The following is a 24,610-nucleotide window of genomic DNA, read 5'->3' on the forward strand; positions in this document are numbered from 1 at the left end:
GGCCATGAAACGCAGCCGAGGCTTCACCCTGATCGAACTGCTGGTGGTGATGGCGATTATCGCCACGCTGATGACCATCGCCATGCCGCGCTACTTCAACAGCCTGGAAAGCTCCCGCGAGGCCACCCTGCGCCAGAGCCTGGCGGTGCTGCGCGAGTCGTTGGACCACTTCTATGGCGACACCGGGCACTACCCCGATTCGCTGGAGCAACTGGTCGAGCTGCGCTACCTGCGCAACACCCCGGTGGACCCAATCACCGAACGCAGCGATGCCTGGCAACTGGTGCCACCGCCTGAAGGTGTGGCCGGTGGCGTGGCCGACATCAAAAGCGGCGCTACAGGGAGGGCGCGTGATGGCAGCCTCTATGCTGAATGGTAAAGCCTGTGCCGGCTTCACCTACCTGGGCGTGCTGCTGCTGATCGCGGTCAGCAGCGTGGCCCTGGCCGCCACCGGGACGGTCTGGTCGAGTGCCGCCCAGCGCGACCACGAGCGCCAGTTGCTGTGGGTCGGCAGCCAGTACGCCCAAGCCCTGCGCAGCTACTACCGGGCATCGCCGGGGCTGGCCCAGTACCCCCAGGACCTGGCCGACCTGTTGCAGGACAACCGCTTCCCCGAGGCCAAGCGGCACATCCGCAGGCTCTACCCGGACCCGATCACCAACAGCGACGACTGGGGCCTGCTGCGCTCGATCGACGGCCGCATCACCGGCGTGCACAGCCGCTCGGACGCCACCCCGTTCAAACGCAGTGGCTTTGCCGCCGAGTGGTCGGGTTTCGAAGGGCTGGAGCACTACAGCGACTGGCAGTTCGTCGCCGAGCAGGCGTTCGCCGACAGCCCCAACGGTGCCCAGCCCCATGCCGGCCCGGGAGACGCGCCATGAACCGCCTGGCTGCGCTGTGCCTGAGCCTGTTGCTGGCGAGCTCGCTGAGCAGCGCGGTGAAGGCGGCTGAAGAAGACGAGATGATGGGTTTTATCGTCGACAACACCATCTCGCACATCGGCCACGATTTTTACTACTACTTCGCCGACCGCCTGCGTGCCACCAGCCGCCTGGACTTCAACCTGGTGGTGCGCGAACGCCCGGATGCCCGCTGGGGCAGCCTGATCACCGTGGAGTTCGAGCGCGACGTGATGTACCGCCGCTTCCTGCCACCCAACACCACGGAACTCAAAGAAGAGGCCGTCGCGGCCGCCGACCTGGTCAAGCAGCAGATCATCCAACGCAAGTTGCAACGCCTGCTGCAGGACACCACCGATCTGGAGAGGGACGAGCTATGAAAACCCGCATTCCCCGTTGCATCGCCGCCTGCCTGCTGGCCAGCGCCTGTGCTGCCCAGGCCACCGAGCTGGTGTACACCCCGGTCAACCCGGCCTTCGGCGGCAACCCGCTCAACGGCACCTGGTTGCTGAACAACGCCCAGGCGCAGAACGATTACGACGACCCCGACCTCAAGGACCGCGCGTCTGCCTTCTCGGGCACCTCGGCCCTGGAGCGCTTCAGCAATCAGCTGGAGTCGCGGATGTTGTCGCAGCTGCTGGACAACATCAGCAATGGCAGCACCGGAAGCATGGCCACCGATGCCTTCCTGATCGACGTTATCGACGATTCAGGGGCGCTGAGCATCAAGGTCACCGACCGCGCCACAGGAGAAATTTCGATCATTGAGGTCAGCGGCCTGAACCCCTGAGAGGGAAAGGCATTTATGTTGGGGAGAGAACACCATGAAACGTCTGCTGAGCACGCTGCTGATCCTCACCGCCCTTGGCCTGCAAAGTGGTTGCAGCCTGCGCGAACCCATGTCCGCCGAACAGGACTCGGAAACCCCGACCCTGACCCCGCGCGCCTCGACCTATTACGACCTGATCAACATGCCACGCCCTAAAGGCCGGCTGATGGCGGTGGTGTATGGCTTCCGCGACCAGACCGGGCAGTACAAACCCACCCCGGCCAGTTCGTTCTCGACCAGCGTCACCCAAGGCGCGGCGAGCATGCTGATGGACGCCCTGAGCGCCAGTGGCTGGTTCGTGGTGCTGGAGCGTGAAGGCCTGCAGAACCTGTTGACCGAACGCAAGATCATCCGCGCCTCGCAGAAGAAGCCGGATGTGGCAGAGAACATCATGGGCGAACTGCCGCCGTTGCAGGCCGCCAACCTGATGCTCGAAGGCGGCATCATCGCCTATGACACCAACGTGCGCAGTGGCGGGGAAGGGGCGCGTTACTTAGGCATAGACATCTCCCGCGAATACCGCGTCGACCAGGTGACCGTGAACCTGCGCGCAGTCGATGTGCGCACCGGGCAGGTGCTGGCCAACGTCATGACCAGCAAGACCATCTACTCGGTTGGGCGCAGTGCTGGGGTGTTCAAGTTCATCGAGTTCAAGAAGTTGCTGGAGGCGGAGGTGGGGTATACCACCAATGAGCCGGCGCAGCTGTGCGTGCTGTCGGCGATCGAGGCGGCGGTGGGGCATTTGCTGGCGCAGGGGATCGAGCGGCGGTTGTGGCAGGTGGCGGGGGATGGTGGGGATGGCAAGGCCACGGTGGACAAGTACCTGAGTCAGAATCAGCAGCCGTGATCGACCCTGAGGGCCTCTTCGCGGGTAAACCCGCTCCCACAGGTGCTGCGTCGCTCTTGAAATCAGGCTATCCCTGTGGGATATCAGCTAGCCCTTTGGGCTGCGCTCTCGCACACAGAGCTAGTATCGCAAGCGATTTGCTGACCCTGTGGGGCTTGCCGGCGATGCAGGCGACGCGGTTCATGGCACCGGCTTTGCCGGTGATCGCTGGCAAGCCACACAGGTCCCAGCTTGAATCAGAGGTCATTGCAGGTGGAGGGGTTAGGGAGGGGACCAGTGTTGGCAATTATTTGTGTCAGTCCCAGTTTCGGTAAACATTAGGCAAAGGCGTTTTGCGGCCTAAGCCCTCTCGCGAATTTGAATTTTGTCACCTGACATTTTTGCCAGTAGTCGGAGGATTTGGCCTGACGTAACGTGCCAGGGAGTAGTAATTCAATTATCTAAAGCACTCAGGCTTATTCGAGAAGGGGCCATGCGCAACTATTATTACAGCGTAAGCAACTGACGCTGCAACTCGCTGAAGCGCAGGCGAGTAGCAGGCTGCGCGCTGAGACTGAGTGTTGAGCGAATGAGATAGAAAGGAGATGCCGATGGGTGCGTTATTGCTGGCGGTGGATGGGAAAAACTCTGTACTGAAAGGAACAGTGACGCACTCCTACAGCACGTATGGGTTCGAAGATCTGACATCGAAAGCGTCGTTGATTGGTTTCAATGGTGAGCACCGTGATGGTGCTTCTGGGTGCGATTTACTAGGGCGTGGCAGGCGGGCTTATAGCCCCGTATTGATGCGTTTTTTCTCGCCTGACATCTTGAGTCCGTTCGCTGAAGGTGGTTTGAATGCTTATATGTACTGCGGCGCAGACCCCGTCAACTACTGGGATCCGAGTGCGATGATGAGGGGAGTGACTACTGCGCGAGAAAAAGGGCACGTCAACGGGCGTAGTCAAAACGGGGGAAAGCGTTCGCCCCTACAAAACAAGGCGATTGATCGCGGTAATAAAAAATCTTCAGGTTCATCGAAGGTGCGTGAAAAAGCGGATGCATCGTTTAGCGTAGGGCCAGAATTTTGGGAAGCGCTGAGGAAATCAGAGGAGGCGACGGCATACCAAATTGCGGAATATATGGTAGATACTTACATGGCTGGACCTGCAGCCTATGGAGAAGGCTTCCCCCGCTTTTACTTGGTGAGCGCTATTCAGTATAAGATTGAAAGTCCAATCCATAGTATGTATGGCTGGTCGGGTGTGGAGAAGCTTGTTGAGTCTGGACATTATCTTAATAATAAATCGGCTAAAGAATCGATTGAACAATACCTCAAACGTATGGCCAGATATCAAAAAAAAATATTAGATTCAACTGCCCAGTCTGTAAACACAGTGCGAGCCCCCTGAAACCCCATCGCGGCTCGGTCCAGCACGTAATCCAAGTTGAACAAACGCAGCCTGCTCTACAAAGCGAAGACCTTCCTCCACGAGGACGCCCAACCAAACCCTCCCGACAGCAGCCTGATGACGCCAGGCCATTTCTCCCGCACACTGCGCAAAATTCCCAAGCCAGTTCCCCTCTACCGTGCGGGGCGCAGCCGGAGTAGAAAATGGCGCGACAACTAATAACAAACGCCCAAGACCCGCTACACGAATCCCGCCAGGCCCGGCTCAAGCTGGCCAGCGAAGGCGAGCTGCCACTGGGCATGCTGCGCGACGAGATCGACGCGTCCTGGCGCCGCAGCCTGGGCCATGGCCTGGACTGCCTGCAAGGCGAGCAGGTTGGCCTGGGGCTGGAGCAAGGCCATGACCTGCGCATGCTGTTGGAGCGCAACCGCTTGCTGGTCGATGCCGTCACCCCCGAGCTGGATTACCTGGTCTCGCGCCAGGGCAAGGCGGGCATCATCATCCTCGGTGATGCCCAGGCCAACGTGCTGGCCATCGAAGGCCAAACCCACGTGCTCAGCCGCGAAGGCCTGCGTGACCTGCACCCAGGCAGTTGCTGGAGCGAATCCCTGCGTGGCACCAATGCCATCGGCACGGCCGTGGTAGAAGGGCGGCCGACCTTGATCAACTGCGGTGAACACTACCTCGATCGCCTCAGCCCGTTCTCTTGCACCTCGGTGCCGCTGCGTGACCCGCGGGGCGAGGTGATCGGTGTGCTCGACATCACCCGCGAAGGCGTGATGGCGCAACCGCAGGACAGCCTGTCGACGCTGATGCTGGCAGCCGGCAACATCGAAGGCCGGCTGTTCGGCCTGTGCCACCCCGAGCAACTGGTGCTGGCCTTCCATAGCCGCCCGCAGTACCTCAACAGTGCCTGGCACGGTCTATTGGCACTGAGCCTGGACGGCGAAGTGCTGGCGGCCAACGACAGTGCCTGCCAATTGTTGCAGGTGCCGCGCCAGGACCTCATTGGCCGGCGTAGCAGCGACCTGCTCGGCGAGCGCTCGCCGGCCTTCATCGCCCGGCTTTGGCCGGGCGGTGTCAGCAGTGTGCAGACGGCCAAGGGCGAGTTCTTCTTCCGCGCGTTGCAACTGCCACGTCACGGGCAGTTGAACAGCAGCGTGGCGGTGAGCAAGCCGGCGCTGGCCAACACGTCACCGGCGCTCGATGCACTGGCCGGTGGCGACCCACGCCTGGCGCGCAATCTGCGTATGGCCCGCCAGGGCCTGGGCAATGGCTTGCCGGTACTGCTGCTGGGTGAGACCGGCACCGGCAAGGAAGTCGTCGCCCGGGCCCTGCACCAGGACAGCCCGCGGGCCGACAAGCCGTTTGTGGCGGTCAATTGCGCGGCCATTCCCGAAGGGCTGATCGAATCCGAACTGTTTGGCTACCGCGAAGGGGCGTTCACCGGCTCACGCCGTGGCGGCATGGTCGGGCGGCTGATGCAGGCCCATGGCGGCACGCTGTTCCTCGACGAGATCGGCGACATGCCGCTGGCCCTGCAGGCCAGGCTGTTGCGGGTACTGCAAGAGCGCCGCGTGGCGCCGCTGGGCGCGGGTGATGAGCAGGACATCGACGTGGCGCTGATCTGCGCCACCCACCGCGACCTCAAACGCCTGGTGCTTGAACAGCATTTTCGCGAAGACCTCTATTACCGGGTCAATGGCGTCTCGCTGCGCCTGCCGGCCCTGCGCGAGCGTGACGACTTGGCCGGGATCATCCAAGGGCTACTGGACAAGTCCGGCGCCAAGGGCGTGAGCCTGGACCCGGCATTCAGCGCCTTGCTCGAAGGCTTCGACTGGCCAGGCAACATCCGCCAGCTGGAGATGGTCGTGCGCACCGCGTTGGCCATGCGTGAGGACGGTGAGCAGGTGCTGACCCTCGATCACCTCACCGATTGCCTACTCGATGAACTGGCCAGCGGCACGACGCCGTCCGGCAGCCTCAAGGACAATGAACTGGAGCTGATTCGCAGCGCCCTGGGCCGCCACCAGGGCAACGTCTCGGCAGCCGCCGAGGCCCTGGGTATCAGCCGGGCGACGCTGTACCGCAAGCTCAAGCAGTTGCGTAGCTGACATGGGGGGGTTGTTCGCAAGGCTGGTGGAGACCAGCGACCCTGTCCTCATGCGTCAGGCGTTGGCCTGGCTGTATGGTTTTGTCCGCCCCCATCGACGCGCCATCGGTGTGCTGCTGGGCTTGTCCTTGGGCGCGTCGCTGCTGGCCCTGGCGCAACCCTGGCTGGTCAAGACACTGATCGACGAAGGCCTGTTGGCCAAGGACTACCAGACCCTCTGGCACATGGCGGCGATCATGATCACTGCGGGCCTGCTGGGCACCGTGCTGGCCGGGGTCAACCGCTACCTGCATACGCGATTGTCCGGGCGCATTCTGTTCGCGCTGCGTGATGACCTTTACCGCCACCTGCAACAGTTGTCGCCCACTTTTTACGGGCGGCGGCGCATCGGCGATATCCTTTCGCGGCTGGATGGCGACGTCGCCGAAATCCAGCGCTTTGCCGTGGACTCGCTGTTTTCAGCGGTGTCTGCCGTGATCGGCTTGATAGGTGCGGTGGCCTTGATGCTGATGTTGTCTTGGCAGCTGTCGCTGTTGCTGGCGCTGCTGATCCCGCTCGAGGTGCTGTGGTTGCGCTGGATGCGGCGCAAGGTCGAGCGCGAGGTGCGCAGCTTGCGTGAGCGCTCGGCCGATGTCTCGTCGTTTCTGGTCGAGACGCTGCCGGCCATGAAGTTCATTCAGGCGGCTGGCCAGCAGGCTCGGGAAGCCGGGCGCCTGGACCAGTTGGGCCAGGGCTACATGAGCCAGTTGCTCAAGGTGCAGGTGACCGAGTTCTTTACCCAGGCGATACCCGGCACGCTGACCTCCTGGTGCCGCGCCTGCGCTTTTTTGGTCGGCGGCTGGTGGGTGATCCAAGGTACCTGGCAACTGGGCGCGCTGATCGCGTTTTCCACCTACATGGGCATGGCGGTCGGGCCGGTGCAAAGCCTGTTGGGCTTGTATGTGGCGGTGCAGCGCATGGCCGTGAGCTTGGGCCGGGTAATGGAGCTTAAGCAAGAAGCCGTTGCCGTGCGCCAGGTGGACACGCCACAGCCGATACCAGACGGGCCAGGTGAATTGCGCCTGGAGGCCTTGCACTTCGCCCATGACGGGCGCCAAGGCGCGGTGCTGAGCGACGTGAATATCTGCGTACCGGGTGGCCTGAAGGTCGCCATCAGCGGCGCCTCTGGCGTCGGCAAGTCGACCTTGATCGATCTGCTGCAACGGTTCTACGACCCGGACGCTGGGCGCATCCTGTTGGATGGCACCGACCTGCGCGAACTCGACCTGGCGGCGCTGCGTCGGCGCATTGCCGTGGTCAGCCAGGACATCGTGCTGTTCCGTGGCACCCTGGCGCAGAACCTTGCCTACGGGGTGCCCGAAGCCAGCCGTGCGGAACTTGAACGGGTGGTGCGCCTGGCGCGCCTGGACAGCCTGGTCGAAAGCCTGCCGTTGGGGCTGGACGGGCTGTTGGGCGAGCGTGGCCAGCAGCTGTCTGGCGGTCAGAAGCAACGTATCGCCATTGCCCGCGCGGTGTTGCAGGCCCCTGCGATCCTGGTGCTGGACGAGGCCACGTCGGCGGTAGACGAAGCGACCGAGCGCGAAGTGATCGCGGCCATCGACCAGCTGTTTGCCGGGCGCACGCGCATTCTGATCAGCCACCGAGCCTCGACCCTCGCCGATGCTGACTTGCATTTGCACCTGCATGATGGGCAACTGAAGGTGTTGCTCCAGGAGGCCATCAAGCATGGGCAATGAGTTGCGTGTCGGGGTCATCGACAGCGGTTGCTCGTCTGCTCAAGCACTGGATTTGCTGGGCGCACGACGCTTCTGGCTTGAGGAAGGCCAGCTGCGAGAAGGCGAAGCGTTGCCCGACCAACTAGGCCACGGCAGTGCCGTAGTCGCTGGCCTGCTGCGTGAATCTGGCCCGGTGCCGCTGTTGCTGGCCCAGGTGTTTTCTGCGCAGGCGAGCACCAGTGCGTTGCAGGTGGCCGCCGCATTGTTATGGCTGGTGGAAGAGGGGGCGACGCTGATCAACCTCAGCCTAGGCCTGCTGCAGGACCGGCCCATAATGCACCAGGCCTGCGCCGAGGCCCAGGCGGCTGGCGTGCTGCTGTGCGCCTCCAGCCCGGCGCAGGGTGGGGCGGTGTACCCGGCCAGTTACCCGGGCGTGATTCGCATGACCGGCGATGCCCGTTGCGCACCGGGGCAGTGGTCCTGGCTGGGCACTGCACAGGCGGACTTCGGTGGCCATGTCGGCGCCGGTGGCCGGGCAGGGGCAAGCCTGGGTTGCGCTGCGCTGAGCGGGCGCGTTGCAGCGTTACTGCGTGAGCGGCCCGGCATGGGGCGGCAGCAGGTGTTCGACTGGCTGCGCGCCCATGCCGCATTCAGCGGTCCTGAGCGGCGAGGTGCCGAGGATGAGTGAGCCGCACATCGTGGTGCTGGGTGCCGGGCCTGCGGGGGCCGCCACGGCAATCGGCCTGCGCCGCCTGGGCTACCCAGTCACGGTGGTGTCCGACTGGCGCCGCTTTGCTGCCGTGGAAGGCGTTTCGCAGCGGGTGCTGGAAGGTCTTCGCCACGCGGGCCTAGGTGGGGCCCTGAGCGAGGCGGCGATGCCAGCGACACGTCAGGTGCGCTGGAATGGCGAGCACCTGCAGATGAACCAGGAGTTTCTGCTCGACCGGCAACGCTTCGACCGTGCCTTGCGTGCTGACCTTGCACGGGCAGGGGTGACGCTGATCGAAGGGCGCATCCGTGAGGTGGCGCGTGCCGAGGGTCATCAAGTGCGCCTGGACGACGGGCAGATGCTGCAGGCTGAATTTCTGGTTGAGGCCCGTGGGCGCCAGGCACCGTTGGCAGCTGACCGCATGCGCGGACCTGAGACGATCAGTTTGCTCAATGTCTGGCATGACGCCCCAGGCGCACCGGCTTCGGCGGTGGAAAGCCTGGATGACGGCTGGGCCTGGATGGCCAGGTTGGCCGATGGGCGCTGTTATTGGCAGATTACCCTCGATGCCCAAGGGGTGCCGACCAAGGCCGCCCTGCCTGAGTACTGCGCCACACGGCGCCGTGACTCGGCGTCAGTGGCCGAACTGTTCGGAGCGCAGGCGATGGAACCTGCACAGGTACATGCCCGTAGCAGTACCGCGATACTGGCCGGCGAATGCGTGGGGGATGACTGGATACGGGTGGGGGATGCTGCAATGGCGGTTGACCCACTATCGGGGAATGGGATTTTCCAGTCGCTGTCCTCGGCGCTGCAGGCGCCTGTGGTGATCAATACCCTGTTGCGACGGCCCGAGCGGGCAGCGCTGGCGCGCCAATTTCATCAACAGCGGGTTGAGCAGTTGTTCATGCGCTTTGCCCGTATCGGGCGGGATTTTTATGCTCAGGAGCAGGCACGCGCCGGGCTGCCGTTCTGGGCGCGTCGGCGGAGTTGGCCCGATGCCCAGCCGTTGCATTTGGCGGCCGATTGGCAGTCAGTGCAGGTAGCGCGCAGGCCGGTGTTACGTGATGGTTTTGTGGATGAGGCCGAAGTGGTAGTGACGGCGGATCAGCCGTTGGGGGTTTGGCACTTGCAGGGGGTGGAGTTGGCACCGGTGGTGCGCGCGGTGCTGGCTGGGCAGGCGTTGGATGAGGTCATGAGCAGCCACTCAGAGGCGCATCAGATGATGCTGCGGCGGTGGCTGGCGGAGCAGGGCAGGCCCTGAGATCCAGGGGCCGCACAGCGGCCCCAAGATCCCCAGTCAGAAGAACGTCCCGACCACCAACTGCATATAGGTCCCGGTATCGCGGCTACCCATCTGCGTCCCACCATTCGCCGCACTGCGCTCCGGCTTGTAGAACCCCACCAGCGGGCTGATCAGCAGGTGGTCGTTGACCATCCATTCCACATACAGGTCCAGCTCGCGCCCACCCAGGTTGCCTTGGTCGGTGTCGAGTGTGTCGAAGTCGAAGTACAGCGCCCCCACCGTCAGGTTGTCACGCGGCTTGCCTTTGAGTGCCACGTGGTGCACCTGGCTGTTCTTGTTGAAGGGCCCGGCATAGTTGGCGGCCACCTCGCCCTGAAACCAGGTGCCGTAGCCGCGGCTCAGGCCATAGAACAGCGGGTCGAAGTCTTCTGAGAAACGGCTGTAGCGGTAGGTGGCGGTGGGCGTCCAGGGCAGTTCGGAAAACGTCCAGTTGCCCTCCAGGTACCAAGCGTTCTCGCGCCCGCCCGTGCGGTCTTGGGTGACGTATTCGCCGGCCAGTTCCAGGTCCTTGACCCCCAGGTTACCGCGCCCGCGCAGGCTGACTGTGTCCATGCCGTCGCGGTGCTCCAGGCCCATGATCTGCGCGTAGCGCTGATCGACGTCGAGGCCGCGGATCCAACTGAGCCCGATTGTGCCGGCGTCGGCGACATGCTCGATGTTGGTCACTGCCATCGACGTGTCGGCCTGGTAATGGTTGTCGGATTTGAGCCACATCAGGTCGCCACGCCAGCCTTGCTTGCCGCCCAGGCGCAGCACGGCGGTGCGGTCGAAGGCTTTGCGTGCGGCCAGGTAATAGGCGCCGCCGCGGTCGAAGTTGGCGCCCAGGTCGACCTTGCCCAGGTTGACCGGGTCGCCCTGGATCAGGAAACCATCGCCCAGGGTCACCACCTGACGGCCACCGGAGAGGTCGATGCCATCTTCGCCCAGGGCCGGGAACAGGTTGGCTGAGCGCCAGCCCAGGTACAGGTCTTCGAAGGCGGTGCGGCGTTCGTCGCCGAGCGTCAGGCCTGCAGCGTCGCCATCACCCCAGGTGGCAGAGCTGAGCAGGTTGACGGCGCCATACAGTGCGCCGCTGTCGGCCAGGGCCTGGCTGCCGCTTAGGCCGTATTTGACGTAGCCCTCGCGCCAGTTGCTGCTGCCGGGTTGGCGGTTGCCGGCCTGGTTGTAGCTTTCGTCGCTGTGGAAGACGCCGAACAGGGCTTCGAGGTCGGCGTTGAGGGTGGTGCCGTTTTGGTTGTAGAGCTCGTGGGCTTGGGTGAGGGTTGTGCTGAACAAAAGTGCCAACGTGCAGGCGAGCGTGTGCTTCATGGTGTGCTCCATGTTTTTGTTGTTGTGTTTGGGCCGGCCTGTGCCGGCCTTTTCGCAGCACAAGGCTGCTCCTACAGGGACCGCGTGCTTTTGTAGGCGCAGCCTTGTGCTGCGAAGAGGCCGGTAAAGGAAAAGATCAGAGCTTGATCAACACTGACTTCAGCTCGGTGTAATGCTCAATGGCCGCCGCGCCCATTTCGCGGCCGACGCCTGACATCTTGTAACCACCAAACGGCAGCGCCGGGTCGAGTGCGCTGTGGCAGTTGACCCACACCGAGCCCGACTTGATCCGCGGGATCATCCGGTGCACCGCCCCCAGGTCGTTCGACCAGATACTCGCCCCCAGCCCGTAGGGGTTGTCGTTGGCCATGCCAATCACTTCGTCGAGGTCATCAAAGGGCATCGCCACCAGCACCGGCCCGAAGATTTCTTCCTGCACCAGGCGATGACGCTGGTCGACATCGACGATCACCGTTGGCTTGACGAAGTAACCCGGCCCGAAACCTTCGCCGCCGCAGGCAATGGTCGCGCCCAGCTCGCGACCGAGTTCGATGTAGCCGGTGACCCGGTCCTGCTGCTTGGCCGAGATCAACGGGCCCATCTGTACCGAAGGGTCCAGCCCGCTGCCCAGCTTCATGCCATTGGCGATACCGGCGATGTCGGCGATCACGTTGTCGAAGTGCTTGCGGTGCACATACAGCCGGGAGCCTGCGCAGCACACTTGGCCCTGGTTGAAGAAGATAGCCGTAGCGGCGCCGGCAGCGGCTTCCTGCAGGTTGGCATCGGGCATGACGATGGTCGGCGACTTGCCGCCCAGTTCCAGGGTGACGCGGGTCATGTTGTCCATGGCCGCTTTGCCGATCAGCTTGCCGACCTCGGTAGAGCCGGTGAAGGTTAGCTTGTCGACGCCGGGGTGGCGGCTCAGGGCTGCACCGGCATTCAGGCCGGTGCCGGTGATCACGTTGAACACGCCTGCCGGGTAGCCGGCTTCCTCGATCAGCTCGGCCAATTTCAGTGCGGTCAGAGGGGTTTCGTCGGCCGGTTTGAGCACCACGGTGCAGCCCGTGGCCAAGGCTGGTCCCAGCTTCCAGCAGGCCAGCAGCAGCGGGAAGTTCCAGGCGACGATGGCACCCACCACGCCTACCGCCTCGCGGCGGACAAAGCCGTGGAACTGGTCGTTGGGCATCAAAGGCATCGAGGCTTCGACGGTGCTACCCTCGATCTTGGTGGCCCAGCCGGCCATGTAGCGCAGGAAGTCGATGGCCAGTTGCACGTCCATGACCTTGGCCACTGCGGCGCTCTTGCCGTTGTTCAGGCACTCAAGCTCCGCCAACTGTTGCGCGTCACGCTCCATCAGGTCGGCGAGGCGCCACAGCATGTTCTGCCGCTCACGCGGGCGCAGGCGGCTCCAGGGCGAGTCGTCGAAGGCCTGGCGCGCGGCCCGCACGGCGCGGTCGACATCGTCGGCGTCGGCGGCGGGTACTTCGCCCAGCACCTCGCCGGTGGCCGGGTTGCGGAACGACAGGGTGCGACCGCTGGCGGCGTCCTGCCAGTCGGCGCCGATGCGCATTTTCAGTTTGCGTTCGAGGAAGGCGCGGGTGGCGGGCAGGATGGGCAGTTCGGAAAGCATGGGGCGGTGCCTCTTGTCATTGGGTGTGTCGGGCACAGGCGCAATGGGCGTGCCAACCTGAGCAGATGGCGTTAAAGCCCTGTAGTTATTGGGTTTTGCCTGGATGCAAGGTTGTGATTGCGGGCGTGCGCTGTTGCACATTGAGACGGTGTGAGACGGTTGTGGAACAGTGGCTATACAGGCCTCTTCGCGGGGCAAGCCCGCTCCCACAGGGATAGAGCCGAACTCAGCCGCTGCGCCGTTTAAGTGGGAGCGGGCTTGCCCCGCGAATGGCCTGCAGAGCAGGCCCTGTCTCAGGATGAAACACCCTGTCGCGAAATGGCACGCTTCGGCTCTACACCGGCGTGCCTGCGCAACCACGCGAAACCTACTAAGAGTCTGATATACAACAACTTTCCAGTATGTGGCACAGTTTCTGTATCACGACTGTCACATGCACACCTGCTGTACCAAAGCGTGCGAGAACGATAAGAACAACAACCGTGGAGGTCTGACCTTGAAGACGACTCGACTCCGCCGGCATGCGGGCAAACTGGCGCTGGTCGCCGCCGCGCTGCTGAGCACCCAGGCCATGGCGGCCGAGCAGGGCCCTAACCTGTTGCAAACCAAGTGCATGGGGTGCCATATCCCCGAAGGCAACGACACCTACAGCCGTATCAGCCATCAGCGCAAAACGCCGGAAGGCTGGCTGATGAGCATCGCCCGCATGCAGGTCATGCACGGCCTGCAGATCAGCGACGATGACCGGCGCACCCTGGTCAAGTACCTGGCCGACAAGCAGGGGCTGGCGCCCAGCGAGACCGATGGCGTGCGCTACGCCATGGAGCGGCGGCTGAACACCGTCGAACACTTCGACCAACAGCTCAGCGAAACCTGTGGCCGTTGCCACTCCGGTGCCCGCGTTGCCCTGCAGCGTCGCCCGGCCCAGGAATGGGAACACCTGGTCAACTTCCACCTCGGCCAATGGCCGTCTCTCGAATACCAGGCCCAGGCGCGTGACCGCGACTGGCTTGAAATCGCCCTCAAGCAAATGGTGCCGGACCTGGCCAAGCGCTACCCGCTCGACAGCCCGGCCTGGGCCGAATGGCAACAGGCCCGGCCCAAGGCCGATGCCTTGCCAGGGCAGTGGGCGTTCAGCGGTCACATGCTGGCCAAAGGCGATGTCCGTGGGGTGATGACGGTCAGTGCAGGGGAGGCTGACACCTTCAAGGTCGAGGTCAAAGGCAGCTACGCCGACGGCACGCCGTTCAATGGCAGCGGCTCGGCGATCCTCTACAACGGCTATGAATGGCGCGGCAACGTGAAGGTGGGTGACAGCAACCTACGCCAGGTATTCGCGGCACTGGATGGCGAGATGAAAGGCCGCATGTTCGAGGCCGATCACGACGAGCGCGGCCTGGACTTCAGCGCGGTGAAAGACGGCAAGGCACGCCTGCTGGCAGTGCAACCGGCCTTCATCAAGGTGGGCAGCGAAAGCGAGATCACCCTGGTCGGCAGCGGCCTGACGGGCAAGCCGGAACTGGGCGCAGGTGTTGAAGTGACAGAAGTGCTGGAGGCCACCCCGACCCTGGTGCGGGTCAAGGCGCGCGCGGCGGCAGACGCCAAGCCAGGCCAGCGAGACGTTGCAGTGGGCGCACTCAAGGGCGTCAACCTGGCGGTTTACGACAAGGTCGACGAGGTCAAGGTGGTGCCGGCGTTCTCCATTGCCCGCATCGGTGAAAACGGCGCGTCCGTGCCGAAGGTGCAGGGGCGCTTCGAAGCCGAAGCCTGGGGCAAAGACGCCAGCGGCCAGCCGCTGCGCATCGGTTACCTGCCCGCCCAATGGAAGGTCGAGCCGTTCAACGAGCGTGCCGTCGAGGACGAGGACGTCAAGTTCGCCGGGCAGATGCAGGCCGACGGCGTCTTCGTACCCGGCGGTGCGGGGCCTAACCCGGCACGCAAGATGATGACCAACAACGCTGGCAACCTGAAAGTCATCGCCACCCTGGCTGACGGCGGCCAGACCGGCGAGGGCCACATGATCGTCACCGTCCAACGCTGGAACAACCCGCCCTTGCCATAAGGCAGGTGTGAACGCGTTTTCCAACGGATCGATTATCGGAGGTCGCCATGGGCGCACTATTGAACCTGGTCGAACGCAACCTGCACGAAGTGCAGGTGGATGCCGACCGCATGCTGTTCCACATACCCAGCAGCTCGCTGTTCGCCACCGACGCGGTGACCGGCGGCATCATCGACACCCTGCGCCAGCAAGGCTGCTCCGCCGAGGAGCTGATGCAGCGCCTCGGTCAGCAGTTTGCCGGTGCCGACATCCAGGACACCCTGCGCGAGCTGATCGCCCTGGAAGTGGTCAGCGACGGCTCACCACTGACGCCGGAAATCGCCCTCAAGCAGGTCGAGCGCACGGCGTTGAACACGGTGGTGCTCAACGTCAACACCGGCTGCAACCTCAGCTGCACCTATTGCTACAAGGAAGACCTGGACAAACCCTCTGCCGGCAAGAAGATGAGCACCGCTACCGCCGAGGCCTCGGTGGAGATGCTGCTCAAGGAGTCCCCTGACGAGCAACGCTACAGCGTGGTGTTCTTCGGCGGCGAGCCGTTGTCCAACCGGGCTTTGATCGAACACATGGTCGCTTACTGCGAGCGGCGTTTCGCCGAGGCCGGCAAGCAGGTGGAGTTCATCATGACCACCAACGCCACCTTGCTTACCGAAGAAATCATCGACTGGCTCAACGCCCACCGTTTCGGGCTGTCGATCAGCATCGACGGGCCGAAGACCGTGCACGACCGCAACCGCATCACCGTGGGCGGGCAGGGCACCTATGACGTGGTGCGGCGCAAGGCCGAGATGCTGCTGTCACGCTATACCAGTCGCCCGGTGGGGGCGCGGGTCACCCTGACCCGTGGCATCACCGATGTCGAGACCATCTGGAATCACCTGTTCAACGAGATGGGCTTTGCCGAAGTCGGCTTCGCCCCGGTGACCTCGGGCGACCTGTCGGCATTCAACCTCACCAGCGACGAACTGGTGCAGGTGTTCGCCAACATGAAGGCCCTGGGCCGTCGCTACCTGGAAGCCGCGCTGGAGCACCGCAACATCGGCTTTTCCAACCTGCACCAACTGATCACCGACATCCACGAGGGCCACAAGAAGGCCCTGCCGTGCGGCGCCGGGCTGAAAATGCTGGCGGTAGACCATGAAGGTGAATTGAACCTGTGCCACCGCTTCACCGGCTCCAGCCTGCCGACGTTCGGCAACGTGCACCAAGGTGTGAAGCAGGCCCAGCTCAATGACTTCCTGTCGCAACGCCTGGACCGCAGCAACACCGGCTGCGAGAGCTGCCGTATTCGCAACCTGTGCTCCGGTGGCTGCTACCACGAGAGCTATGCCCGCTACGGCGATCCGCAGCACCCGACCTACCACTACTGCGAGCTGATGCGCGACTGGGTCGACTTCGGCATCGAGGTCTACAGCCGCATCATGGCCGCCAACCCGGCCTTCATCGACCGCTACATCACCCCGCGGAAGGCGCACTGACATGAAGCACTTGAAGCCCCTGAACAACAAGGCGCGCATCCTCGAGCAGGCCGCTGCCGAAGACCGTGTCGAAGAAGTCATGGCGATGAGCGCGGTGGCAGGCTGTACCGCCACCACCGACCCGGGTTGGGAAGTGGACGCCTTTGGTGGCGTGAGCTCGCTGTGCCAGCCCATGGAAGCCGACCTTTACGGCTGTTCCGACCCTTGCTGGTGGCCAGCGCAGGTGCCGGACATGATGAGCACCTACCAGGACTGGAACGCCCAGGCGACCAACTCCCAGGACGACTGGCGCAACCTCGGCACCGTGTTCCCGAAAGACAAGTGACCGGCCCAACAAGAATGACAAGGGGAAACCGCATGAAACCTGGACTCTGCGCGCAGCTCGCGCTCACCGTCGCCGCCACGGCCAGCGCCTGGGCGGTACAGGCTGACGACACCGGGCCGGCCTTGAAGGCTGGCCATGAATACCTGATCGTGACCAACTACCCGAACAACCTGCATGTGGTGGATGTGGCCAGCGATGCGCTGTACAAGAGCTGCCGCATGCCCGATGCGTTCGGCCCCGGCACCGCGATGATGGCGCCGGACAACCGTACCGCCTACATCCTCAACAACCACTACGCTGACATCTACGGCATTGACCTGGACACCTGCAAGACCACCTTCCACGCCAACTTGTCCAGCGTGCCAGGGGAGGTCGGCAAGTCGATGTATTCGTTTGCCATCAGCCCTGATGGCAAAGAGGTGTATGCCACCGTCAACCCGACCCAGCGCCTGAACGATCACTATGTAGTCAAGCCGCCGCGTCTGGAGGTGTTCCGCACGGCCGATGGCCTTGATGCGAAGCCTGCGCGTACCTTCCCTATGCCGCGCCAGGTGTACCTGATGCGGGCCGCCGACGACGGCAGCTTGTTCGTGGCGGGCCCGGACATCTACAAGATGGACGTGCAAACCGGCAAGTATGAGGTGGCATTGCCGCTGCGCACCTGGAACCGGCCCGGCTACAGCGCCCCGGATGTGCTGTATTTCTGGCCGCATCAGAGCCCTCGGCACGAGTTCTCGATGCTCTACACCATTGCCAAGTTCAAGGACGAAAAGCAGGACCCAAATACCGCCGAACTGCTCTACGGTTACCTGAGTGTCGACCTGAAAACCGGCAAGACCCACACCCAGGAGTTCGCCGACCTGACCGAGCTGTACTTCACCGGGTTGCGCTCGCCGAAGGACCCGAACCAGATCTACGGCGTGCTCAACCGCCTGGCGCGGTATGACATCAAGGAACGCAAGCTGATCAAGGCGGCTAACCTTGAACACACCTACTACTGCGTGACCTTCGACAAGAAGGGCGACAAGCTGTACCTGGGCGGCACCTTCAATGACCTGGCGGTGTTCGACCCCGAAACGCTGCAGAAGGTGAGGAACATCAAGCTGCCGGGTGGGGACATGTCGACCACTACGCCGCAGGTGTTCATCCGTTAGTTTTGAGTTGGCTTCTTCGCGGGACAAGCCCGCTCCCACAGAGAATTGTGCAAGAGACCTGTGGGAGCGGGCTTGTCCCGCGAATGGGCCAGTATGACCAGTACAAGAACAACAAGAGAACGCCCATGCCCCAGCCAAGCTATTCCCAGGGCAACCAGGACAAACCCCTGCTTACCCACTGCATCGGCGACGCCTTCGACACCACCGTGGCCCGCTTCCCCGACCGCGAAGCCCTGGTGGTCCGCCACCAGGCCTTGCGCTACACCTGGCGGCAACTGGCCGAGGCGGTCGACCAGCACGCGCGCGCCCTCATGGCATTGGGGGTGCAAGCCGGCGACCGCCTGGGCATCTGGGCGCCCAACTGTGCCGAGTGGTGCATCACCCAGTTCGCCAGCGCCAAAGTCGGTGCGATCCTGGTCAACATCAACCCAGCCTACCGCGCAAGCGAGCTGGACTACGCCCTGGGCCAGGCGGGTTGCCGCTGGGTGATCTGCGCCGATGCCTTCAAGACCTCCGACTACCATGCCATGCTGCTGGGCCTGATCCCGGGCCTTGCCGAGGGCCACCCGGGCGCGCTGGCCTGTGAGCGGTTCCCCGAGTTGCGCGGGGTCGTGAGCCTGGCCGCTTCACCGCCGCCGGGCTTTCTCGCCTGGCATGCCCTGCAGGCCCGCGCCGACGCCATCAGTGCCGAAGCGTTGGCCACCCGCCAGGCGCAACTGCACTGTGACGACCCGATCAACATCCAGTACACCTCCGGCACCACCGGCTTTCCCAAGGGTGCCACGCTGAGCCACAGTAACATCCTCAACAATGGCTACATGGTGGGCGAAAGCCTGGGCCTGACCGAGCACGATCGGCTGGTGGTGCCGGTGCCGCTGTACCACTGTTTCGGCATGGTCATGGCCAACCTGGGCTGCATGACCCACGGCAGCACCTTGATTTACCCCAACGACGCCTTCGACCCACTCGCCACGTTGCGCGCAGTGGCCGAGGAAAAGGCCACCGCGCTGTACGGCGTGCCCACCATGTTCATCGCCGAACTGGACCACCCGCAACGCAGTGCCTTCGACCTGTCGAGCCTGCGCACCGGGATCATGGCCGGCGCGACCTGCCCGATCGAAGTGATGCGACGGGTCATCGACGAGATGCACATGGCCGAGGTACAGATCGCGTACGGCATGACTGAAACCAGCCCGGTGTCCTTGCAAACCGGTGCCAATGACGACCTGGAACGCCGCGTGACCAGCGTCGGCCGTACCCAGCCACGGTTGGAGAACAAAGTCATCGATGCCGATGGCCGCACAGCCCCACGCGGCGAGATCGGTGAACTGTGCACCCGCGGTTACAGCGTAATGCTGGGTTACTGGAACAACCCCAAGGCCACGGCCGAGAGCATCGATGCCGAGGGTTGGATGCACACCGGTGACTTGGCGGTAATGGACGAGCAGGGCTACGTGCGCATCGTCGGGCGCAGCAAGGACATGATCATTCGGGGCGGCGAGAACATCTACCCACGTGAGCTGGAAGAGTTCTTCTTCACCCATCCAGCGGTGGCCGATGTGCAGGTGATTGGTGTGCCCTGCAGCAAGTATGGCGAGGAGATCGTCGCCTGGGTGCGCTTGCACCCGGGGCATGCAGCCACTGAAGACGAGCTGCGTGACTGGGCGCGGGCGCGGATTGCGCACTTCAAGGTGCCGCGCTATTTCCGCTTCGTCGATGAGTTCCCGATGACGGTGACCGGCAAGGTGCAGAAGTTTCGCATGCGCGAGATCAGCATCGCGGAACTGTCGGCGGGGTAATGGCATGGGCACCGGCGAGGCCGGTGCCCAGCACCGCTACAACGCCTTGGCCAGGAAGCTGGCGGTACGGCTTTCAACGCACCCGGCGACGGCCTGCGGTGTGCCACTGGCCACAACCTTGCCCCCCGCATCCCCAGCCCCCGGCCCGATATCGATCACCCAGTCGCTTTGCGCGACCACGCGCATGTCATGCTCGACCACCACCACGCTGTGCCCGGCATCCACCAGACGGTTGAGTTGTACCAGCAACCGGTCGATATCCTGGGGATGCAGGCCGTTGGTGGGTTCATCCAGTACATACAACGTCGCCCCGCGCGCCGTGCGCTGCAACTCGGTGGCCAGCTTGATGCGTTGCGCTTCGCCGCCAGACAGCTCCGTAGCCGGTTGGCCCAGGCGCAGGTAACCCAGGCCGATATCCTGCAGCACTTGCAGGCTGCGCCGTACTGACGGCTGTTCGGCGAACACCGCCATGGCGTGTTCGACCGTCAGTTGCAGCACCTGGGCGATGTTCATCCCTTGCCAGGTCACCGCCAGTGTCTCGGGGTTGTAGCGGGCACCGTGGCAGGTCGGGCAGGGCGCGTAGACACTGGGCATGAACAACAGCTCGACGCTGACAAACCCTTCGCCCTCGCAGGTTGCACAGCGGCCCTTGGCGACGTTGAAGGAGAAACGCCCGGCATCGAAGCCTTGCGCCTTGGCGTGCTCGGTGGCAGCAAACAGTTTGCGCACGGCGTCGAACAGGCCGGTGTAGGTGGCCAGGTTGGAGCGGGGGGTACGGCCGATGGGTTTCTGATCGACCTGCACCAGGCGCTTGATGCTGCCCAGCCCGGCCTTTACCCGGCCGCTGCTGGTTGGTTCGGGGTCGTCCTCCAGGCTCTGTTCTTCGCGCTCGGCAGGCTGTTCGGCATGGCCCAGGTGCGCGCCGACCAGCTCCAGCAGCGCCTGGCTGACCAGGCTGGATTTGCCCGAACCGGAAATACCCGTCACGGCGGTGAAGCACCCCAACGGGAACTGAGCGCTGAGGTTGTCGAGGTTGTTACGGGTGATGCCCTCCAGCGCTAGCCAGTCCTGTGCCTGGCGCGGTGTGCGAACGGCCTGGGCGTGCTCGCCGAACAGGTAGGCACGTGTGCACGATTGCTCGACCCGGGCGAGCCCCTCGGGCGGGCCGCTGTAAAGGATGGTGCCGCCGTGTTCACCGGCGGCAGGGCCAACATCCACCAGCCAGTCGGCGCGGCGCATGGTGTCGAGGTCGTGCTCCACCACATAGACCGAGTTGCCGGCCAGTTTCAGGCGCTGCAAGGCTTCGAACAAGGCCTCGCTGTCGGCAGGATGCAAGCCGGCCGAAGGCTCGTCGAGCACATAGATCACGCCGAACAGTTGCGAGTTGAGCTGGGTGGCCAGGCGCAGCCGCTGCAGCTCACCTGAGGACAGGCTCGGGGTGCTGCGCTCCAGGGCCAGGTAGCCCAGCCCGAGGTCGAGCAGGGTGTCGATGCGCGCCAGCAACTCATGGGCGATACGCTGGGCGGCCAGGCGTTTTTCCAAGGTCAGGTCGCCCTGGTGCTGGTCCAGGTAGGCCGGCGCTGCCACCGTGCGGAACACCTCGGCCAGCGCCTGCAACGAGAGGTGCGACAGCTCGGCGATGTCCAGGCCTGCGAAGGTCACGCTCAGCGCTTCGCGCTTGAGGCGTTTGCCCGCGCACAGCGGGCAGGGGCTTGGGCGCATGAACTGAGACACGCGCTTGCGCATCTGCGCGCTTTGCGAGTGCATGAAGGTGTGCAGTACGTAGCGCCGGGCGCCGCTGAACGTGCCCTGGTAGCTGGGCTCCTGCTTGCGCTTGAGGGCGGCGCGGGTTTGCGCCGGGGTCAGGCCGGCGTACACCGGGGCGGTGGGGGTTTCTTCGGTGAACAGGATCCAGTCGCGCTGCGCTTGTGGCAAGTCACGCCAGGGAATATCGACGTCATAGCCCAGGGTTACCAGGATGTCGCGCAGGTTCTGGCCCTGCCAGGCCATGGGCCAGGCCGCCACTGCGCGCTCGCGGATGGTCAGTGAAGGGTCTGGGACCAGGGTTGCCTCGGTCACTTCATAGACGCGGCCCAGGCCGTGGCATTCGGGGCAGGCGCCCTGGGGGGTGTTGGGCGAGAAGTCTTCGGCATACAGCATCGCGTGCCCGGCCGGGTAATGGCCGGCGCGCGAGTAAAGCATGCGGATCGAGCTGGACAGTGTGGTGACGCTGCCCACTGAGGACCGCGCGCTGGGCGTGCCGCGTTGCTGTTGCAGCGCCACCGCCGGCGGCAGGCCTTCGATGGCGTCCACATCGGGCACGCCAACCTGGTCGATCAGGCGCCGGGCATAGGGCGCGACGGACTCGAAGTAGCGGCGTTGGGCTTCGGCATACAGGGTGGAGAAGGCCAGCGAAGACTTGCCAGAGCCCGATACACCGGTGAACACCACCAGCGCGTCGCGGGGGATATCGACATCGATGTTCTTGAGGTTGTGCTCGCGGGCGCCACGGACGCGGACGAAGCCGTTTGGGGTGGTTTGGCTTGGAGGCATGACGCAGTCCTAGGCTGTGGCTGAACGGTGCGCCAACGGTACCAGTAACAGCAAAGACAGTGACGGGAAAATGATTCCCTTCAGTAGTTCTGAGAGTTATGTACGCCAATTCATATGAATAGCCTGGCCCTCTAAACACAGGTTGAGCAGGCTCGAAACATGCAAACAACGGCACTATTACCCAATGATAAGCAACCCTCGCTCCAGATGTTCAGGGCCCCCCCATTGCGGGCTTATGCGCCCTATGGTTATCACGTGGGCAGGGGCGGCCCACGCTTAGCGTTTGTTGGAGAACCGAATGCGCTACTGCCAAATGGTTATCTGATTGGCAACGGCAAGCGTGCCTACGGTACAGGGCTGATGCGCTTTTACAGCCCGGATGCTTTTAGCCCTTTCGGCCGAGGTGGGCTCAATGCCTATGCGTACTGCTTGGGGGATCCTGTCAACAATGTTGACCGTGACGGCCATTCCGCTACGCGCATAGTCGGCCAGGGGACAGGCTTGGTATGGGGAACTGTGGGCATGTTGTCTGCGTTGAATAAAGCCTCGAAAACTATCGTCAGAAGATCGGTTGCCAAGGCCCAAGGGAGGCCTGTGCCACCGGAATACGATGCATCGAGCCGCACTAACAATGCGTTGATATTCAATGGAGGGTTGGTGAGTACGTTGACAAAAGTCCCTGGCGTTGCGATGGCCTATGCATTTCCAATGGGTTCGCTAGCGAGTGAGGCATCCACGCTAGTCGGCATAGGGGCTGCATCCGTGGCGGGTGTGGGCAAGTTGAGACAGTTGTACACCGACTTAACGTCGACGATTCAAGAGGCCACGGCGAACAGGCTCCCACTGCCTGAGCTGTTCTGGGAGTCACTGAAAGAAGCTGCTGGCTGGAATCGTATGCGTGGTCAAGAGTCGGCGATCCTAAGCCCCAGGCCAGAGGAGGTCCTGTTGGTCCAAATCAAAACTGTGAGGGGCGGCGGTTAGGTACGTCGGCCGCGCGCCATACCACAGGAATAATTGGCCCGAAACAGATGGAGCAGCCTTGTGCTGCGAAGCGCCGCGCGGGCGGCGCTCCATCTCCTAGGCGTTGAAGATCTCAAACCGTTCACCTGGCGGCCCGCATGCAATCCCCCATGCCCAGTTCCACCCTGCGGAACCACATTCGATTGTGCTCCCCCCATCACTCGCGTTTATCTGTCAGCCAACACGACCTGCCTTCCCCGTCGTGATCTCACCGCGAACAACAAGAACGGGAACATACCCGCGCAAGGAGATTCCGCATGTCCCGACATCAACACATCCTGGCTTGGCTCAACGACGTGGCCAGCGACCTGCACGCCATCCGTCACGACATCCATGCACACCCGGAACTGGGTTTTGAAGAAAGCCGCACCTCGGCGCTGGTCGCTCGGCTGCTGCAAGCGTGGGGCTACGAGGTTCACACCGGTGTCGGCAAGACCGGGGTGGTGGGGGTGCTGCGCAACGGCAGCAGCCCACGCAAGCTGGGGCTTCGCGCCGACATGGACGCGCTGCCGATCCATGAGGCCACCGGAGCGGCCTACAGCAGCCGGCACCAAGGCTGCATGCACGCCTGCGGCCATGATGGCCACACCACCATGCTGCTGGGCGCTGCACGTTACCTGGCGGCGACCCGGCAGTTCGACGGCACGCTGACGCTGATCTTCCAGCCGGCCGAAGAGGGCCAGGGCGGCGCCGAGGCGATGCTCGCCGACGGATTGCTGGAGCGCTTCCCCTGTGATGCACTGTTCGGCATGCACAACATGCCGGGGCTGCCGGCAGGGCACCTGGGCTTTCGCGATGGGCCGATGATGGCCTCGCAGGATTTGCTCAGCGTAACCCTCGAAGGCGTCGGCGGGCATGGCTCGATGCCGCACCTGACCGTCGACCCGCTGGTGGCAGCGGCCAGTGTGGTGATGGCGTTGCAGACGGTGGTGGCGCGCAATATCGATGCCCAGGAAGCCGCAGTGGTCACTGTGGGGGCACTGCAGGCGGGCGAGGCGGCCAACGTGATTCCGCAGCAGGCGGTGCTGCGCCTGAGCCTGCGGGCGCTGAATGCCGAGGTGCGGGCGCAGACCCTGGCGCGAGTACGCGCGATCATCGTTAGCCAAGCCGAGAGTTTTGGCTGCACCGCCAGCATCGAACACCGGCCGGCGTACCCGGTACTGGTCAACCATGCCGCAGAGAACGCCTTCGCCCAAGAAGTGGGCGTGGAGCTGCTCGGTGCCGACGCGGTGGACGGCAACACCCGCAAATTGATGGGCAGCGAGGATTTCGCCTGGATGCTGCAACGTTGCCCGGGCGCCTACCTGTTCATCGGCAATGGCGTGTCGCGGCCGATGGTGCACAACCCAGCCTATGACTTCAACGACGACATTCTGCTGACCGGCGCCGCCTATTGGGGCGCGCTTGCCGAGCGCTGGCTCGAGCCCGCCTGACCTTTATTTGACGACTGCCGCTGGAACCTGGGCGCGGCT

20 protein-coding genes are annotated in these 24,610 nt (G+C 63.6%); 17 read left to right on the top strand and 3 right to left on the bottom strand.

Going from position 1 to position 24,610, the window contains the following annotated elements; genetic code table 11:
• Positions 1-4 precede the first annotated feature (4 nt).
• The 10 genes from HU764_RS10760 to qhpG all read left to right on the top strand — a co-directional run bounded on the left by HU764_RS10760 (position 5) and on the right by qhpG (position 9,767).
• Positions 5-379 (top strand): type II secretion system protein, encoded by a 375-nt coding sequence (locus tag HU764_RS10760; protein ID WP_085272959.1) that lies wholly within the window; start codon positions 5-7, stop codon positions 377-379.
• Positions 354-881 carry a type II secretion system protein gene (locus HU764_RS10765; protein WP_099454327.1) on the top strand — a complete coding sequence of 176 codons (528 nt, stop codon included), beginning with the start codon at positions 354-356 and terminating at the stop codon, positions 879-881. The genes HU764_RS10760 and HU764_RS10765 overlap by 26 nt, the downstream gene beginning before the upstream one ends.
• The gene (gene csgE / locus HU764_RS10770) at positions 878-1,279 is read left to right on the top strand and encodes a curli production assembly/transport protein CsgE (protein ID WP_186703790.1); all 402 of its coding nucleotides are present in this window, start codon (positions 878-880) and stop codon (positions 1,277-1,279) included. The genes HU764_RS10765 and csgE overlap by 4 nt, the downstream gene beginning before the upstream one ends.
• On the top strand, positions 1,276-1,689 hold the full coding sequence (locus tag HU764_RS10775) for a curli assembly protein CsgF (protein WP_027593461.1): 414 nt from the start codon (positions 1,276-1,278) through the stop codon (positions 1,687-1,689). Before csgE ends, HU764_RS10775 begins: the two co-directional genes overlap by 4 nt.
• Before the next feature lie 34 nt (positions 1,690-1,723).
• On the top strand, positions 1,724-2,575 hold the full coding sequence (locus tag HU764_RS10780) for a CsgG/HfaB family protein (RefSeq protein ID WP_186678058.1): 852 nt from the start codon (positions 1,724-1,726) through the stop codon (positions 2,573-2,575).
• A 590-nt stretch (positions 2,576-3,165) separates the two neighbouring features.
• Positions 3,166-3,966 carry an RHS repeat-associated core domain-containing protein gene (locus HU764_RS27945; protein WP_338109068.1) on the top strand — a complete coding sequence of 267 codons (801 nt, stop codon included), beginning with the start codon at positions 3,166-3,168 and terminating at the stop codon, positions 3,964-3,966.
• A gap of 203 nt (positions 3,967-4,169) precedes the next feature.
• Positions 4,170-6,080, top strand: a complete 1,911-nt coding sequence (locus tag HU764_RS10790; protein ID WP_186703788.1) for a sigma-54-dependent Fis family transcriptional regulator — start codon at positions 4,170-4,172, stop codon at positions 6,078-6,080.
• 1 nt (position 6,081) lies between these two features.
• Positions 6,082-7,815, top strand: coding sequence for an ABC transporter ATP-binding protein (locus HU764_RS10795; protein WP_186703787.1), 1,734 nt, complete (start codon positions 6,082-6,084; stop codon positions 7,813-7,815).
• The gene (gene qhpE / locus HU764_RS10800; RefSeq protein WP_186703786.1) at positions 7,805-8,482 is read left to right on the top strand and encodes a subtilisin-like serine protease QhpE; all 678 of its coding nucleotides are present in this window, start codon (positions 7,805-7,807) and stop codon (positions 8,480-8,482) included. Before HU764_RS10795 ends, qhpE begins: the two co-directional genes overlap by 11 nt.
• Positions 8,475-9,767 (top strand): flavin-dependent monooxygenase QhpG, encoded by a 1,293-nt coding sequence (qhpG, locus tag HU764_RS10805; protein ID WP_186703785.1) that lies wholly within the window; start codon positions 8,475-8,477, stop codon positions 9,765-9,767. Before qhpE ends, qhpG begins: the two co-directional genes overlap by 8 nt.
• Positions 9,768-9,803: 36 nt before the next feature.
• On the opposite strand, the gene HU764_RS10810 is transcribed toward qhpG, so the two are convergent.
• Positions 9,804-11,117: an alginate export family protein gene (locus HU764_RS10810; RefSeq protein ID WP_186703784.1), complete on the bottom strand. Its 1,314-nt coding sequence runs from the start codon at positions 11,115-11,117 to the stop codon at positions 9,804-9,806.
• 136 nt (positions 11,118-11,253) lie between these two features.
• Positions 11,254-12,747, bottom strand: a complete 1,494-nt coding sequence (locus tag HU764_RS10815) for an aldehyde dehydrogenase family protein (protein ID WP_099454318.1) — start codon at positions 12,745-12,747, stop codon at positions 11,254-11,256.
• Positions 12,748-13,243: 496 nt separating this feature from the next.
• Between HU764_RS10815 and peaA the strand changes: the two genes are divergently transcribed.
• From peaA to HU764_RS10840, 5 genes are all read left to right on the top strand, one after another.
• Positions 13,244-14,809, top strand: coding sequence for a quinohemoprotein amine dehydrogenase subunit alpha (gene peaA / locus HU764_RS10820; RefSeq protein WP_186703783.1), 1,566 nt, complete (start codon positions 13,244-13,246; stop codon positions 14,807-14,809).
• Positions 14,810-14,856: 47 nt separating this feature from the next.
• A complete protein-coding gene (gene peaB / locus HU764_RS10825; RefSeq protein WP_186678087.1) occupies positions 14,857-16,287 on the top strand; it encodes a quinohemoprotein amine dehydrogenase maturation protein in 1,431 nt (476 codons plus the stop codon).
• A 1-nt stretch (position 16,288) separates the two neighbouring features.
• On the top strand, positions 16,289-16,612 hold the full coding sequence (qhpC, locus tag HU764_RS10830; protein WP_008091708.1) for a quinohemoprotein amine dehydrogenase subunit gamma: 324 nt from the start codon (positions 16,289-16,291) through the stop codon (positions 16,610-16,612).
• Between the two features lie 32 nt (positions 16,613-16,644).
• Positions 16,645-17,766 (top strand): quinohemoprotein amine dehydrogenase subunit beta, encoded by a 1,122-nt coding sequence (gene peaD, locus HU764_RS10835; protein WP_085272948.1) that lies wholly within the window; start codon positions 16,645-16,647, stop codon positions 17,764-17,766.
• A gap of 125 nt (positions 17,767-17,891) precedes the next feature.
• Positions 17,892-19,565: a fatty acid CoA ligase family protein gene (locus HU764_RS10840; protein WP_186678098.1), complete on the top strand. Its 1,674-nt coding sequence runs from the start codon at positions 17,892-17,894 to the stop codon at positions 19,563-19,565.
• A 36-nt stretch (positions 19,566-19,601) separates the two neighbouring features.
• Here the strand turns inward: HU764_RS10840 and uvrA are convergent, their stop codons facing one another.
• On the bottom strand, positions 19,602-22,118 hold the full coding sequence (uvrA, locus tag HU764_RS10845; RefSeq protein ID WP_186703782.1) for an excinuclease ABC subunit UvrA: 2,517 nt from the start codon (positions 22,116-22,118) through the stop codon (positions 19,602-19,604).
• A 207-nt stretch (positions 22,119-22,325) separates the two neighbouring features.
• Here uvrA and HU764_RS10850 point away from each other — a divergent pair, with 207 nt between their 5' ends.
• Complete coding sequence (locus HU764_RS10850) at positions 22,326-23,099, top strand: RHS repeat-associated core domain-containing protein (RefSeq protein WP_225935711.1); 774 nt, start codon at positions 22,326-22,328, stop codon at positions 23,097-23,099.
• A gap of 296 nt (positions 23,100-23,395) precedes the next feature.
• Complete coding sequence (locus HU764_RS10855; protein ID WP_186703781.1) at positions 23,396-24,571, top strand: M20 aminoacylase family protein; 1,176 nt, start codon at positions 23,396-23,398, stop codon at positions 24,569-24,571.
• The last annotated feature ends 39 nt before the right edge of the window (positions 24,572-24,610 follow it).

Source organism: Pseudomonas kermanshahensis, assembly GCF_014269205.2.
In the GTDB taxonomy this organism is placed as follows: domain Bacteria; phylum Pseudomonadota; class Gammaproteobacteria; order Pseudomonadales; family Pseudomonadaceae; genus Aquipseudomonas; species Aquipseudomonas kermanshahensis.